At 68.5% G+C, this 14,350-nt stretch carries 12 protein-coding genes; 7 read left to right on the forward strand and 5 right to left on the reverse strand.

All coding sequences use genetic code 11. From position 1 onward, the window contains the following. The first annotated feature begins 105 nt into the window (after positions 1-105). The 6 genes from QMX81_RS01995 to QMX81_RS02020 are packed head-to-tail and all read left to right on the forward strand — an operon-like array spanning position 106 to position 6,956. Positions 106-795: an RDD family protein gene (locus QMX81_RS01995; RefSeq protein WP_121041324.1), complete on the forward strand. Its 690-nt coding sequence runs from the start codon at positions 106-108 to the stop codon at positions 793-795. Further along, positions 792-1,784 (forward strand): stage II sporulation protein M, encoded by a 993-nt coding sequence (locus QMX81_RS02000; RefSeq protein ID WP_282257919.1) that lies wholly within the window; start codon positions 792-794, stop codon positions 1,782-1,784. The genes QMX81_RS01995 and QMX81_RS02000 overlap by 4 nt, the downstream gene beginning before the upstream one ends. After that, positions 1,774-3,441, forward strand: a complete 1,668-nt coding sequence (locus tag QMX81_RS02005) for a DUF4129 domain-containing protein (protein WP_282257921.1) — start codon at positions 1,774-1,776, stop codon at positions 3,439-3,441. Before QMX81_RS02000 ends, QMX81_RS02005 begins: the two co-directional genes overlap by 11 nt. Further along, positions 3,438-4,616 carry a DUF4350 domain-containing protein gene (locus QMX81_RS02010; RefSeq protein ID WP_282257924.1) on the forward strand — a complete coding sequence of 393 codons (1,179 nt, stop codon included), beginning with the start codon at positions 3,438-3,440 and terminating at the stop codon, positions 4,614-4,616. Before QMX81_RS02005 ends, QMX81_RS02010 begins: the two co-directional genes overlap by 4 nt. Beyond that, entirely contained in the window at positions 4,613-5,626 is a 1,014-nt protein-coding gene (locus QMX81_RS02015) for a MoxR family ATPase (protein ID WP_282257926.1), read from the forward strand. The genes QMX81_RS02010 and QMX81_RS02015 overlap by 4 nt, the downstream gene beginning before the upstream one ends. A gap of 31 nt (positions 5,627-5,657) precedes the next feature. Further along, positions 5,658-6,956, forward strand: a complete 1,299-nt coding sequence (locus QMX81_RS02020; RefSeq protein WP_121040772.1) for a DUF58 domain-containing protein — start codon at positions 5,658-5,660, stop codon at positions 6,954-6,956. Positions 6,957-6,959: 3 nt separating this feature from the next. Here the strand turns inward: QMX81_RS02020 and QMX81_RS02025 are convergent, their stop codons facing one another. Next, complete coding sequence (locus QMX81_RS02025) at positions 6,960-8,138, reverse strand: glutathionylspermidine synthase family protein (protein ID WP_121040774.1); 1,179 nt, start codon at positions 8,136-8,138, stop codon at positions 6,960-6,962. 3 nt (positions 8,139-8,141) lie between these two features. Further along, the gene (locus QMX81_RS02030; protein ID WP_121040776.1) at positions 8,142-8,705 is read right to left on the reverse strand and encodes a DUF1190 domain-containing protein; all 564 of its coding nucleotides are present in this window, start codon (positions 8,703-8,705) and stop codon (positions 8,142-8,144) included. Positions 8,706-8,918: 213 nt separating this feature from the next. Between QMX81_RS02030 and ilvD the strand changes: the two genes are divergently transcribed. Then, complete coding sequence (ilvD, locus tag QMX81_RS02035; protein ID WP_282258049.1) at positions 8,919-10,757, forward strand: dihydroxy-acid dehydratase; 1,839 nt, start codon at positions 8,919-8,921, stop codon at positions 10,755-10,757. A 123-nt stretch (positions 10,758-10,880) separates the two neighbouring features. Here the strand turns inward: ilvD and dinG are convergent, their stop codons facing one another. From dinG to aroE, 3 genes are all read right to left on the reverse strand, one after another. Continuing rightward, on the reverse strand, positions 10,881-12,983 hold the full coding sequence (gene dinG / locus QMX81_RS02040; protein WP_152152166.1) for an ATP-dependent DNA helicase DinG: 2,103 nt from the start codon (positions 12,981-12,983) through the stop codon (positions 10,881-10,883). Between the two features lie 141 nt (positions 12,984-13,124). Continuing rightward, positions 13,125-13,487 carry a hypothetical protein gene (locus QMX81_RS02045; protein WP_121040780.1) on the reverse strand — a complete coding sequence of 121 codons (363 nt, stop codon included), beginning with the start codon at positions 13,485-13,487 and terminating at the stop codon, positions 13,125-13,127. A 10-nt stretch (positions 13,488-13,497) separates the two neighbouring features. Further along, entirely contained in the window at positions 13,498-14,343 is an 846-nt protein-coding gene (aroE, locus tag QMX81_RS02050; RefSeq protein WP_121040782.1) for a shikimate dehydrogenase, read from the reverse strand. Positions 14,344-14,350 lie beyond the last annotated feature (7 nt).

Consider the following 14,350-nt stretch of genomic DNA (forward strand, 5'->3'; position numbering starts at 1 on the left):
AGCCGACCAGGAAGCAGTCGAGAACCGCATGCCCCCGCTGGCAGACCGGAGAGGAATCCGGCGTCCCCTGTGGCCTTCCGTACGATCCACCGTGATGCGCCGCCGATGAGCGCGCCCATGCTGGATACCTACCGGGAGGTCATCACCCCCGAAGGCGTGCCTCTGCACCTGCCCGTGGCCGGGCCGTTGCCGCGTGCGCTGGCCTGGGCCATCGACTTCGTGATCCGCATCGGCGCGTTGATGATGCTGAGCATTCCGCTGGCGTTCCTCGGCGGGTTCGGGCAAGGGCTCTACCTGGGCCTGATGTTCCTGCTGATGTGGGCCTACACCATCGTCCAGGAGGCCTGCTGGGGCCGCACGCTGGGCAAGCGCGCGATGGGCCTGCGCGTGGTGGCGGGCGATGGCGGTCCCATCGGCTGGATGAGCGCGATCACCCGCAACCTGCTGCGCACCGTGGACATGCTGCCGTTCGGCTATGCGCTGGGACTGCTGTCGAGTCTGTTCGATACGCATGGCCGCCGTCTCGGTGACCTGGTCGCGGGAACCGTGGTGATCCACCAGGGCGCAGCGCCGCTGGGGGGTACCGTACCGGTCGGCAGCGTGCTGGCCCCGCCGCAGCCCCTGCAGCCGGCCGAACAGGCCGCCGTGGTCGCCTTCGCCGAGCGCGCGCCGCGGCTGTCGGTGCCGCGCCAGCAGGAACTGGCCGACATCGCCTCGCCGCTGACCGGGAGCCACGGCCAGGTCGGCGTGCTGCGCCTGTATGCGATGGCCAACTGGCTGCTGGGACGGCGATGAGACAGGAGCAGTTCGTCGCCCGCTACCAGGCCGAGTGGCAGGCGCTGGAACACTGGCTGGCCAAGCGCGGTGAGCGCCCGCGGCAGGCGCGCCGGCAGCCGGCCCACGAGGGCCTGGACGATGGCGACTTCCCGCAGCGCTACCGCCGCCTGTGCCAACAGCTCGCGCTGGCGCGCCGACGCGGTTACAGCCCGCAGTTGGTCGCACGCCTGCAGCAGTTGATGCAGCAGGGCCACACGTTGCTCTATCGCACGCCACGTCCGCAGTGGCAGCGCGCACTCGCCTTCCTGTTCGCCGATTTCCCGCAGCTGGTGCGCAGCCAGGCGCGCAGCATGTGGGTGGCCGCCGCATTTTTCGTGGTGCCGCTGGTGGGCAGCTTCGCGCTGATCCTGTGGCGCCCCGAACTGATCCATCTGCTGATGGACAACGCGCGCATCGCCGAATTCGAACGCATGTACGACCCGGCCTCACCGAACCTGGGCCGCGACAGCGGCACCAACTGGACGATGTTCGGCTACTACATCATGAACAACATCAGCATCGGCCTGCGCACGTTCGCCTTCGGGCTGATTGCCGGCGTCGGCACCGTGTTGGTGATGCTGTTCAACGGCGTCGGCATCGGATCGGTCGCCGGCCATCTGCAGCACGTCGGCCACGGCGATCCGTTCTGGCGCTTCGTGGCCGGTCACGGTGCCTTCGAGCTGACGGCGATCGTGATCGCCGGCGGCGCTGGATTGCAGCTGGGCATGAAACTGCTCGCGCCCGGCCGCCGGCGGCGCATCGATGCGCTGGTCGAGGGCGGCGTGATCGGGGCCAGGCTGTGCGTGGGGGTCGCGGCGATGTTGCTGATCGCCGCCTTCATCGAAGCGTTCTGGTCCTCGATCGCCGCGGTTCCGGCATGGGGCAAATACAGCGTGGCGGCCGTGCTGTGGACCACCGTGTTCGTGTGGTTGTGGCGCGGCGGACGCGGAGCGGCCGATGCAGATTGATCGGCTCAACGTCGTCCTTCGCGCACGCTCGGGCTGGGAAGCCATGGAGCTGGGCATGGCGCTGGTGCGCCGGCATGCCGCGGCGATCTGGGCGCCCTGGGTCATTGTGTCGCTGCCGGTATTCGTGCTGCTCAACGCGCTGGCCTGGTGGACCGACAGCTTCGGCTGGGCCTGGCTGGCGATGTGGTGGCTCAAGCCATTGTTCGAGCGCATCGCGCTGTACGTGATCTCACGCGGGGTGTTCGGCGATGCATCCACCACCCCGCAGACATTGCGCGCGCAGCGCACGTGGGGCTGGGAGGGCTTCTGGGGCTATCTAGGCTGGCGGCGCCTGAGCCCGCTGCGTTCGGTGCTGCTGCCGGTCAATCTGTTGGAAGGCGCGGATCCGGCGCATCGTCGCCAACGTCGGCGCGCCATCGCCGGGGGTGCGATGGGCCATGCCGTCCTGCTGACGCTGGTGTGCATGGTCTTCGAGATCGTGCTGGTGGTCGGCGGCATCGCCGCGGTGTTCCTGTTCATTCCGGTGGACCTGCTGTCTGAGTCCTGGCGCGCGGCGTGGGAGCTGGCCAAGCAGGACATGCCGGCGTGGATGCAGCTGGGCGTCAACCTGCTGTTCTGGTTGGCCGCCACGCTGATCGGGCCGTTCTATGTCGGTGCCGGCTTCGGCCTGTACCTGGACCGGCGCACGCAGATGGAAGCATGGGATGTGGAGATCGCCTTCCGGCGCCTGCATGCACGGTTGCAGCGCGCTGCGCCGCTGCTGGTCCTGGCCCTCGTGCTGGTCTGGCCAGGCGCGGCACTGCACGCCCAACAGGCGCCGACGCAGTCGAACACCAAGGGTGCGTTGCCGGTGCCGGCCGAGGACGCTCCGTCACCTGCGCAAGACGCCGATGCGGCTTCGGACGCCGACGGTAGCGAAGACGATGACGCCGATGACCCGCCGCGTACGTACGACAACGATCCGGACAACACGCCCCCGGTCATCTTTGGCGCTGAAGCGGTGGATACGGCTGGCTTCCGACAAGCCGTGCAGCGCGCGTATGAAGACCCGCTGCAGAGCCCGACCCGCGAGGTCACCGAGTGGACGCGCATCGAAAGCGATGCAACCGAAGCGGAGAAGGCAAAACGTGAGGCTGCGGCCAAGGCCACTGGCCAACGCGGCAGCAAAGGGCCGCTGTTGCCGGCCCGGATCGCCGAATGGACGCTGTGGGCGGTGGTCGGGGTCCTGGTGTTGCTGCTGCTGGCCACCGCACCGCGCTGGCTGCCGTGGCTGCGCGGCTCCGGCCAGCGCCGTCGTGCGAAGGCCGCAGCGGTCATCGAAGAACCAATCCGGATACCGGACGTCGTGCCGCCCGATCCGGCGTCGCGTGCGCGTGCCCTGTGGCAGGAAGGACGCCCCCGCCAGGCGCTGGCGCTGCTGTACCGCGCCAGTGTGGAATCGATGAGCGAGCGCGCCGGGATCACGCTTCCGCCGGGTGCCACCGAAGCGCAGTGCCTGCGTGCCTCGCGTCGGATGCCGGTCGAGGCCGACCGCAGCCTGTTCGCGCGCATCGTGCGGATCTGGCAGTACGCGGCGTATGCCGGCCGATTGCCCAGCGATGAAGACTTCAATGCGCTGGCCACGATTCTGCAGGCCCAGTTCGGGTGGCGCGCGTGAGCGTCCGTCTGCGCTGGCTGCTGATCGTCCTGGGCCTGCTGGTGATCGGCGTGCCGCTGGCGATCCTGTTCCTGCGCACCCACGAGCGGGTGACGCACACAGAGCACCTGCCGCCACAGGGCGAAGCCAGCTACAACCCGCTGTACGTACTCGGCCAGGCGCTGCGTGCGGACGGGCTGACCGTGCAGTCGCGGCCACGCCTGGACCTGACCCGGATGCCGCTGGAACCGGGCGATACCGTGGTGCTGCTGCAGGACAGCGCGGAAGTGCCCGCACCTGCCGTAGCAACGCTGATGGCCTGGGTGGAGCGTGGTGGGCACCTGATCGTGCGCACGCCACCGGTGGGCAAGGACGCCGCCCGCAATGGCCCGCTGCTGGACGCGCTCGGCGTGGACAGCGCGGGCTACGGGAGCTATTGCCAGCAGTTCCACGTGCGCGATGACCCGCAGCATGTGGAGTTCTGCACCGGCCGTCGCTTCGCGGTGGAGCCAGCCGCGGGCATGGCGGTCGAGCGCGAGTGGGGCACCGCGGCCGACCTGGTCTTCGCCCGCCTGCGCCACGGCCGGGGGCACATCGATGTGTTGGCCGACATGGCCTTCATGCAGGGCAAGGGCCGGCCCAACCCGGCCGCCCCGCCGAACGCCGCCAACGCCCTCGTTGATGGGCTGCACGACAAGGCCCACCGCGACCTGACCCGCTACGTGCTGGCGCCCAACTATGGCAAGGGCACGATGTGGCTGGTCTACGCCTCGCGCCCGCCGTCGTTGTGGAACCGCGTGTTCTACCTCGGCTGGCCGGTGTGGGCGCCGTTGCTGCTGGCGCTGCTCGGCTGGCTCTGGCAGCGCGCGCAGCGCCTGGGCAGTGAGCTGCCCTCGCCTGCCGCGGAACGCCGCTCGCTGCTCGAACACATCCGCGCCAGCGGCGAACACCTGCTGCGCTTCGGCAAGGCACCGCTGTTGTATGACGCGGTCCGCCGCGCGTTCCTGGCGCGTCTGCGGCGGCGTTCGCCGAGTGCGGCCGCACTGACCGGCGAGGCCCGGGTGCAGGCCGTCGCCAGCCTGCTGCAGTGGTCGCAAGAGCGCGTGCAGACCGCCTTGACTCCACCCGCTTCCCACGACGTCGCCGGCCTGCGCGACCGCATCCGCCTGCTGATCCAGATGAGAAACCTGCTATGACCGAGCCGACGCTTCCGCCGCCGCTGTCCCCTCCCGCCGTGACGCCGTCGCCATCGCCGTCGCCGTTGTCCGAGCGCGTCGATGCCGTGCGCGAGGCCGTGGGCCGCGCCTTCATCGGCCAGCCCGAGGTGCTGGACCAGATCCTGATCGCGCTGCTGGCCGGCGGCCACGTGCTGATCGAAGGTGTGCCCGGGCTGGGCAAGACCCTGCTGGTGCGCGCGCTCGCCCAGGCGCTGGAGCTGGATTACGGCCGTGTGCAGTTCACCCCGGACCTGATGCCCAGCGATGTCAGCGGCCATGCGGTGTATGACCCGAAGACCGAGAGCTTCAAGATCCGTCGCGGCCCGGTGTTCACCAACCTGCTGCTCGCCGATGAAATCAACCGCGCCCCGGCCAAGACCCAGTCGGCACTGCTGGAAGTGATGCAGGAAGGCCAGGTCACCATCGAAGGCAAGGCGTTCGCGCTGACCCCGCCGTTCCTGACCCTGGCCACGCAGAACCCGGTCGAACAGGAAGGTACCTACCCGCTGCCCGAAGCGCAGCTGGACCGTTTCCTGCTGAAGGTGCTGATCGACTACCCGACGCTGGACGATGAGAAGCGCATGGTCGATGCGATCACCACCGGCCGCAGCGCCGCCGATTTCGCTCTGTCGCAGGTGCCACGCGTGCTGAACGCGGCCGAGGTGGTCGCGTTGCAGCAGGCGACCGCTGCAATCACGGTCGACCCGGAAGTGATCGACTACGCGGTACGGATCGTCGCCGCCACGCGGCAATGGCCGGGTATCGCGCTGGGTGCCGGCCCGCGCGGGAGCATCGCGCTGGTGCGTGCGGCGCGTGCGCAGGCGGTGCTGTCCGGTCGTGATTTCGTCACCCCCGATGACGTGCGCGATATCGCCAGGCCCGCCCTGCGCCACCGTATCGCCCTCGCACCGGAACTGCAGATCGAAGGACAGAGCGCCGACGACGCGCTGACCGCGCTGCTGGCCAAGGTGGACGCACCGCGCAAATGAGTGGGCGCGTCCTCCATCGCGAGCGACCGGCATGAGGCCGGGCGCACTGCTGCTGGCATTGCTGGCCGGCTGGGGCCTGCTCGGCGTGCCGGTGGTGATCGGCACCTGGCCGCACGCGGTCTGGTGGGCGATCGGTGGTGGTGTGGCGCTGATCGCGCTGGTGGACCTGCTGCGCCTGCGTCGCCAACCCTCGCCGAGTGTGCACCGCGAGCTGCCGGAGTCGCTGGCACTGAATGTCGAGCGTGAGGCGACGCTGCGGCTGGAATCGAGCCGGCACCAGCGCGTGGAGGTATTCGATCTGGTGCCCGGCGGCTGGAGCCTGCAGGGCCTGCCACGGTCACTGGCGCTCAAACCGTTGGTCACCAGCAGCGTGGCGTACCGACTGACCCCGACCGCGCGTGGCCGTTTCGTGTTCGAGGGGGTGCACCTGCGCATGCACAGTGCGTGGCGGCTGTGGCATCAACGGCGGCAGCTGCCGCCGGCGATGACGGTGCGCGTCTACCCCAACTTCGCCCCGCTGACGCGCTTCGCCTTGTTCAGTGCCGAACAGGCCTCGCGCCTGGTCGGCGCGCACCTCAAGCGCCGCCGCGGCGAAGGCACCGATTTCCACCAGATGCGCGAGTACCGCGTCGGCGACAGCCTGCGCCAGGTCGACTGGAAGGCGACCGCCCGCGCGCGCAAGCTGATCTCCCGCGAATACCAGGACGAGAAAAACCAGCAGCTGGTGCTGATGATCGACACCGGCCGGCGCATGATGGCCAGCGAAGGCGGGCTGTCGCACTTCGATCATGTGCTCAATGCGGCGCTGGTGGTGTCCTACCTCGCGCTGCGCCAAGGCGACGGCGTGGGCCTGTTCGCGGCCGGGGGCGACAGCCGCTGGGTCGCGCCGAAACGTGGCATGGGCACCATCGATACCCTGCTGCGCGCCAGCTACGATCTGCAGGCGCAGCCGGTCGCCACCGATTACCTCGCCGCAGCCACCGAGCTTTCACTGCGTCAGCGCCGTCGCTCGCTGGTGATGCTGGTCACCAACGTGCGCGATGAGGACATTGAAGATCTGCTCGCGGCCGTGCGCCTGCTGCAGCGCCAGCATCTAGTCTGCGTGGCCAGCCTGCGCGAGCGCGCGCTGGACGATGCGCTGGCCCAGCCGGTGGAGAGCCTGCAGGACGCTGCCCAGGCCGGTGCGATCGCACGTTACCTGCAGCAGCGCAGCGACGCACATGACGCGCTGCGCAGCCACCGGGTGATGGTGCTGGATGTCACCGCCGAGGCCCTGCCTGGCGCGCTGGTGGAACGCTACCTGGCGGTCAAGCGGGATGGGTTGTTGTAACGATCAGAGATAGATGCGCGTCGGCGCTTCGTCGATGATCGCGTGCGGTACGAAGCGGGCGCTGTCGCGGGTGATCCGGCTGTTGTCTTCGCGGATACCCATGCCACAGGCCTGGTCGCCCACGATCCAGCTGCCGATCAGCGGATAACCGCCATCGAACGCGGTGAGCGGATGCGCGGCCTGGCGGATCGCCGGGCCGGTGTACGGGCCTTCGCTTTCCTGCCAGCTGCCATCGGCCAGGTGCATCGCCACGTTCGCGCCCTCGCGCGAGAACAACGGCTTGCGGACCCAGCCGCGCGGCAGCTCGCTGCCATCGTCGAACTCGGCGGCGAGCAGGTTCGGGTGGCCGCGGTGACGCTGCCACAGCAGCGGCAGCACGCCCTTGTTGCTGAGGATCGCCTTCCATGCCGGTTCCAGCAGCTGCACGCCCGAAGCGGGCAGCGCCTGGCCGAACGACTCGGTCATCAGGTCTTCGAGCGGATACAGCTTGAACAGGCTGCCGATCACGGTGTCGTCGAGCGCGGTGAAGCGCCCGTCCTCGGACAGGCCGATATCCTCGATCGCGATCGCGTCGCCACGCAGGCCGGCCTGGGCCGCACAGTCGCGCAGGTAGGCGACCGTGCCCTGGTCTTCCTCCGACGCACCGACAGCACTGAAATACAGCGGCGGCGGCAGCTGCGCGGCCAGTTCGCCGAAGCGTTCGACCAGCGCCTCATGGATCGCGTTGAACTGATCGGCATGCGGTGGCAGCCGGTTCTGGTTGCGCTGGTCCTCCAGCCACTGCCACTGGAAGAACGACGCTTCGAACAGCGAGGTGGGCGTGTCGTAATTCAGCTCGTAGAGCTTGGCCGGGCCGGTGCCGTCGTAGGCGAAATCCAGCCGCCCATACAGGTGCGGCTCGCGGCGGCGCCAGCTGTCAGCGATCCAGTCGCGGAACAGCGGCGGGATCGCCAGCTGGTCCATCAACTGCTGGCTGCCCACCACCTCGTCCACCAGGTCCATCGCCATCGCATGCAGCTCGGCACTGGGGTCTTCGATGTCCTGTTCGATCTGGCGCAGGGTGAAGGCGTAGTACGCGGTTTCATCCCAGTACGGCAGACCATCGATGGTGTGGAAACGGAAACCCGACTCTTCGGCCCGAGCGCGCCATTGGCTGCGCTCGGCGATACGCACGCGCTGCATCGATCAGCCGCCGACGCTGCTGCGGTTGCTGCTGGTGTTGCCGAAGCCACCGCGGCTGGCGGTGACCGCCCGGTTCGGGGTGGCATTGACCGGGGCCAGGCCGGCCTTGCCGGCGCCGATGCCGCTGGCGGTGTTCATGCCGCCGGTGGACGGACCGGGGCGTGCCCAGCCCTTGGCCTTGTCCTGATAGGCCGGGCTCGCCGCCGGCTGCTGGGCCAGGCCCGCGCCGCCACGGTTGCTGAGCATCTGCGACATGAAGAAGCCCATCATCATCGGGCCGATGAACGAATGGCCGGTGGAGGTCTTCTGTTCCACGCACTGCTCGGCGTTGTATTCGGCCTCGCAGGCTTCGCGCGTGGCGTACTTGGGGGCGGCATCGGCCGACTGCTTCTGCGCCTCGGCAAACGCGTTGCGGCAGCTGGACGGATCGCCGGTGGCTTCGGTACAGGCCTGCACCGAGGTGTAGAGCCCTTCCTGCACCTGCACGGCCTCGTTCTTCTGGCAGGCGGTGAACAGCAGCGGCGCAGCGCTCATCAGCAGCAGCGCAGTGGTCCTGGAACGTTTCATGGCGTCATGCCCCCTAGTACGGTTATCTCCCCAATCATGCCTGATCGGGGCGAACAACCAAAACCGGCAAAGTCCAAAACATGAACAGCGTTTCAGCATTCGCTCTGGGCGGGGCCGCGGCAGCGGCGAAGGTGGTTGCAAACGCAACCGGAATTTTTCGGCAGAATCGAGGTGAAACGCGCCCCCACGGCCCGCCAGATCCTGCCAGCCACCATGCCTGAATACCGCTCCCGCACCTCCACCGCCGGCCGCAACATGGCCGGCGCACGCGCCCTGTGGCGCGCCACCGGGATGACCGATGGCGACTTCCACAAGCCGATCATCGCCGTCGCCAACTCGTTCACCCAGTTCGTGCCCGGCCACGTGCACCTCAAGGACCTGGGCCAGCTCGTGGCGCGCGAGATCGAGCAGGTCGGCGGCGTGGCGAAGGAGTTCAACACCATCGCGGTGGATGACGGGATCGCCATGGGCCACGACGGCATGCTGTATTCGCTGCCCAGCCGCGAGATCATCGCCGACTCGGTGGAGTACATGGTCAACGCGCACTGTGCCGACGCCCTGGTGTGCATCTCCAACTGCGACAAGATCACCCCCGGCATGCTGATGGCCGCGCTGCGCCTGAACATCCCGGTGGTGTTCGTCTCCGGTGGCCCGATGGAAGCCGGCAAGACGCGCCTGTCCGAGCACAAGCTGGACCTGGTCGATGCGATGGTGATCGCCGCCGATGAAAGCGCCAGCGACGAGAAGGTCGCCGAGTACGAGCGCAGCGCCTGTCCCACGTGCGGGTCGTGCTCGGGCATGTTCACCGCCAACTCGATGAACTGCCTGACCGAAGCACTGGGCTTGTCGCTGCCCGGCAACGGCTCCACGCTGGCCACCCACGCCGACCGCGAGCAGCTGTTCCGCCGCGCCGGGCGCCTGATCGTGGAGCTGTGCCATCGCTGGTATGGGGGCGAAGAAGCGGGTGCATTGCCGCGCGGCATCGCCACCCGCGAAGCGTTCGAGAATGCGATGACGCTGGACATCGCCATGGGCGGTTCCACCAACACCATCCTGCATCTGCTGGCCGCGGCGCAGGAAGCGGAGGTGGACTTCGATCTGCATGCCATCGACGAACTCTCACGCCGTGTGCCGCAGCTGTGCAAGGTTGCGCCGAACACACCGAAGTACCACATGGAGGATGTGCATCGCGCGGGCGGTGTGTTCGGCATCCTCGGCGAGCTCGCGCGCGGTGGCCTGCTGCATACCGACGTGCCGACCGTGCACAGCCGCACCCTGGCCGAGGCGATCGCGCGCTGGGATGTCGCGGTGAGCACCGATGAGACGGTCCACGATTTCTTCCGCGCAGGGCCCGCCGGCATCCCGACCCAGGTCGCGTTCAGCCAGGCCACGCGCTGGCCGACGCTGGACGTGGACCGTGCCGAAGGCTGTATCCGCGCCGTCGCGCATGCCTATTCGGCCGAAGGCGGGCTGGCGGTGCTGCGCGGCAATCTGGCCGTTGATGGCTGCGTGGTGAAGACCGCCGGCGTCGATGAATCCATCCACGTGTTCGAAGGCAACGCGCGCGTGTTCGAGAGCCAGGACGCCGCTGTACAGGGCATCCTCGCCGATGAAGTGGTCGCCGGCGATGTGGTGGTGATCCGCTACGAAGGACCGCGCGGTGGCCCGGGCATGCAGGAAATGCTGTACCCGACCAGCTATCTGAAATCCAAGGGCCTGGGCAAGCAATGCGCCCTGCTCACCGACGGCCGTTTCTCCGGTGGCACCTCGGGCCTGTCGATCGGGCATGCCTCGCCGGAAGCGGCCTCGGGCGGCACCATTGGCCTGGTCCGCAACGGCGACCGCATCCGTATCGACATTCCCGCACGGCGCATCGATCTGCTGCTCGATGACGCCACGCTGGCCGCACGCCGCGCCGAACAGGACGCGCTCGGCTGGAAGCCGCGCGAGGCGCGTCCGCGCAAGGTCACCGGTGCACTGAAGGCGTATGCGTTGCTGGCCACCAGTGCTGACAAGGGCGCGGTGCGCGACCTTGCGAAACTGGAGGACTAGCTCCACGCCACGCGTGGATGGGTGCAGTTTCAGGCTGCGGCGCGTTCTGATCGGAGAGCAGCCACGCATGGCGTGGCTCTACCGTTTCGCAACGCAACGCCCCGTTGCAAGTGTCGTGTACCGCTACCCGATCACCCGCTTGAACGGCGGCAGTGAATCGATGATGCGCTTGCCGTAGCGGCGGGTCAGCAGCCGCGAGTCGAGGATGATCACGCGGCCGGTATCGGTGGAGGTGCGGATCAAGCGGCCGGAGAACTGGGTCAGCGTACGCAGGGCGTGCGGGATCGCGATCAGGTTGAAGGCGTTCAGGCCACGGCTTTCGAACCACTCGCTCAGCGTGGAGGTCTGCGGGTCGGTCGGCACCGCGAAGGGCACCTGGGTGATCACCACCGTGGTGCAGGCCTCGCCGGGCAGATCGAGGCCCTCGCCGAAGGAATTGAGCCCGAACAGCACCGAGCCCTCCCCGGCCGAGGTGCGCCGCAGGTGCTCGTCGATCATTTTCTGCTTGGCGGTCTCGCCCTGCACCAGCACGTGCTTGCGCTGCGCGGCCGGCATCAGCTCGGCCACCTTCTCCATCTTCCAGCGCGAGGTGAACAGCACGATGCTGCCCTTGCCCCAGTCCAGCTCCTTGACCAGGTACTTCGCGATTTCCTTGGGGTGACCTTCCTTGTCATCCGGGGTCACCGGGAACGCTGGCACGATCAGCTGGGCCTGGTTGGGCAGATCGAACGGCGAGGCCAGCGAGACCATCTCGGCTTCGGCCGGAATGCCGTTGTCGATCGCCAGCGCCTGGAAATCGCCACCGCCGGTGAGCGTGGCCGAGGTCATCACCACCGAATCCACTTCATCCCAGAGCAGCTTGCGCAGCACGTTCGCGGCCGAGACCGGCGAGCCATGCAGGACCAGGTCGCCATCGCGCGAGAGGGTGATCCAGCGCGCGGTCGGCGGCTGGCCCTCCTTGTCTTCGCGGCGCCAGCCGGTCCACAGATTGTGCTGCTGCTCGATCATCTCCAGCGCCATGCCGAGGTTGCGCTGCAGGCGTTCGCGCGCGGCATCCTCGGGCTTGCCCTTGGCGACCTGCGTCAGCGCGGCATGCGCCCAGTTGAACAGCGCGCGGGTGTCGTCGGCGATGGCCTCGATATCGGGCATCCAGATCTCCGGCAGGCGGCCGTTCGGGGCGCGCCACATCGGCTCCTGGGCGGCCGGGTCCGGCCGCCAGCTGCGGTCGATCACATCGCGGAAGGCTTTGAGCTGCTTGCTGACCTTGGCGGCGGCTTCGATGGCCTCGTTGGGCAGCAGGTTGCCCAGCTTGTCCTTGTCCACCGCGCGGTAGGACGCAGCGATCAGCACCTGCAGGCGGCCGGTGCGCTTGGCCATTTCGTCCAGCGCGAGGCTGGCCGCGCCCTGGTCGATGGCGACGTTGCCGATGTGATGCCCTTCATCAAGCACCAGCAGCATGTCCGAGGGCGGCGCGATCAGCGGCTGGCCGTTGTCGCTCTCGCCGATCGACAGCGCCGACAACAGCAGCGCGTGATTGGTCACCACGATCTGCGCCTCGCGCACGGTGTTGCGCGAGCGCAGTACCGCGCACTGCGCCGAGTAGGCGCACTTGCGCCCGGCGCAGCCCGAGGCGGGCGTGGTGATGCGCGAGCGCAGGGTGTTGCTGATCGTTTCCGGCGCGTTGTCCAGGTCACCGTTCCAGCGGCCTTCGAGGAAGGCCTTGCTCAGCGACTGCGCCAGGTCCATCTCGATCGGCGCCAACGGGCGGTCGAACAACGGCTGTTCGTCGTCGAACATGCCTTCCTGCGCGCCGTCGCCATGCGCTTCGGCCGCGTTGCGGGTGCACAGGTAGCGGGTGCGGCCCTTGGCCAGCGCCACGGTGGCTTCGATGCCGGTGGCCTTGAGGAAATTGGGGATGTCGCGCTCGACCAGCTGCGACTGCAGCGCCACGGTGCCGGTGCTGATCACCAGCTTCTTCTTGGTCGCCAGCGCAATCGGCACGCCGGCGGTCAGGTAGCCCAGCGACTTGCCGACGCCGGTCGGCGCTTCGACCACGCCGACGCCGCCGCTGTGCGAGAGCGCACGCGACACCACGCCGATCATCTGGCTCTGCGAACGCCGCGTGCTGAAGCCGGGCGTATTGGCCTGCAGCTTGGCGTAAGCATCGCGGATGCCGGCCTTGAGCTCGTCGTTCAGGGCGCGGGGGGCTTCAACTTTTTCGGTCACGCCGGGGGACTGCCTGACTGGATCACAGTCCCCATTTTCTCACGACCCGGGGGCCGTGACCGGCGCCATTTTCCGCGGCGGTTCATATCCGTGACGCGGCCCACGCCAACGCTGTGGGCCGCGACAGCCTGCTGCACCTGCTCAGCGCGGCGGCAGCGGCGCAACGGGCGGAACGGCGTGGCCGCGCAGCGCGCGGGTCATCGCCCAGACCAGCAGCACCAGCGCAAGCGCCTCGAACAGATTGAGTGCGAAGTGGCCGGCACCGAGCAGCTTGGACATCAGCTGCAGGTTCTCGTAGTTGCCCTGCTGCACCATCCACATCGGCACCAGGTTCAGCACCAGGCCGGCCAGGGTGGTCAGCGCCATCACGCCCAGTGCGCCCAGGGCCACGCTGCGGATCGCGCCGCGCGGGGTATCCACCACCCAGACCACGGCGATTGCCAGCGCAATCAGCACCGGCAGGCGCACGCCCACCATGGTCAGCATCGAGATCAGCAGATCCATGTCCACCGGTTCAGTCCTCGCCGGCCAGCGGGGCCAGCTGGGTGCGCAGCTCGGTGTAGACGGCATCGGTCTGCGGGCGCACGGCGTGCCACTGCAGGAAGCTCTCCGCCGCCTGTTCGACCAGCATGCCCAGGCCATCAACGATGTTGCGGCAGCTGGCCGAGCGCGCCCACGCAGTGAAGGCAATCGCAGCCTCGCCGTAGTTGAGATCGACCGCGGTGGTCATGCTGTTGACCAGCGACAGCGGCAGCTTGAACTCCGCGGCGCGGTCGCGGCCGGCCGAGGTGGCATTGATGATCAGCTCGAAATCACCCAGTTCGCGGATGTCTTCCCAGTAGCGGGTGATGGCGCGGCCCGGCTCGCCCATCGCATCGATCAGCGCGTCGGCGCGCTCCGGGGTGCGGTTGACCACCACCAGCTCCAGGATGCCGGCATCCAGCAGCGCCGGGGCCACGCTGCGCGCCGAGCCACCGGCGCCGATCAGCAGGGTGCGGCGGCCACGCAGGTCCAGGCCGTGGCGGTCGGTGAGATCCCGGACCAGGCCGATGCCATCGGTGGTATCGCCATGCCAGCGGTCGCCCTTGCGCAGCAGCGTGTTGACCGCACCGGCGCGGCGCGCGCGCGAGGTCAGCGTGGTGCACAGCGCGAAGGCAGCTTCCTTGTGCGGCGCGGTGATGTTGGCGCCCACGCCACCCTCGGCAGCGAAGGCCTCCAGCGCTGCCAGGAACTCGGCCGGCGATGCCTCGATCGCACGGTAGTCCAGCGCCAGGCCTTCCTGCCGGCCGAACGTGGCATGGATGTGCGGCGACTGCGAATGCGCGATGGGCTGGCCGAATACGGCGTAACGGTCGGTCATGGGTTTC

It is taken from the genome of Stenotrophomonas sp. PS02301 (assembly GCF_029959485.1).
Classification (GTDB): Bacteria; Pseudomonadota; Gammaproteobacteria; order Xanthomonadales; family Xanthomonadaceae; genus Stenotrophomonas; species Stenotrophomonas maltophilia_Z.

What these genes read in the sequence shown, in the direction of transcription:
- QMX81_RS01995 (WP_121041324.1), top strand. Translation starts at nt 106, where the DNA reads ATGAGCGCGCCCATGCTGGATACCTACCGGGAGGTCATCACCCCCGAA.
- QMX81_RS02000 (WP_282257919.1), top strand. Translation starts at nt 792, where the DNA reads ATGAGACAGGAGCAGTTCGTCGCCCGCTACCAGGCCGAGTGGCAGGCG.
- QMX81_RS02005 (WP_282257921.1), top strand. Translation starts at nt 1,774, where the DNA reads ATGCAGATTGATCGGCTCAACGTCGTCCTTCGCGCACGCTCGGGCTGG.
- QMX81_RS02015 (WP_282257926.1), top strand. Translation starts at nt 4,613, where the DNA reads ATGACCGAGCCGACGCTTCCGCCGCCGCTGTCCCCTCCCGCCGTGACG.
- QMX81_RS02020 (WP_121040772.1), top strand. Translation starts at nt 5,658, where the DNA reads ATGAGGCCGGGCGCACTGCTGCTGGCATTGCTGGCCGGCTGGGGCCTG.
- QMX81_RS02025 (WP_121040774.1), bottom strand. Translation starts at nt 8,138, where the DNA reads ATGCAGCGCGTGCGTATCGCCGAGCGCAGCCAATGGCGCGCTCGGGCC.
- QMX81_RS02030 (WP_121040776.1), bottom strand. Translation starts at nt 8,705, where the DNA reads ATGAAACGTTCCAGGACCACTGCGCTGCTGCTGATGAGCGCTGCGCCG.
- ilvD (WP_282258049.1), top strand. Translation starts at nt 8,919, where the DNA reads ATGCCTGAATACCGCTCCCGCACCTCCACCGCCGGCCGCAACATGGCC.
- QMX81_RS02045 (WP_121040780.1), bottom strand. Translation starts at nt 13,487, where the DNA reads ATGGATCTGCTGATCTCGATGCTGACCATGGTGGGCGTGCGCCTGCCG.
- aroE (WP_121040782.1), bottom strand. Translation starts at nt 14,343, where the DNA reads ATGACCGACCGTTACGCCGTATTCGGCCAGCCCATCGCGCATTCGCAG.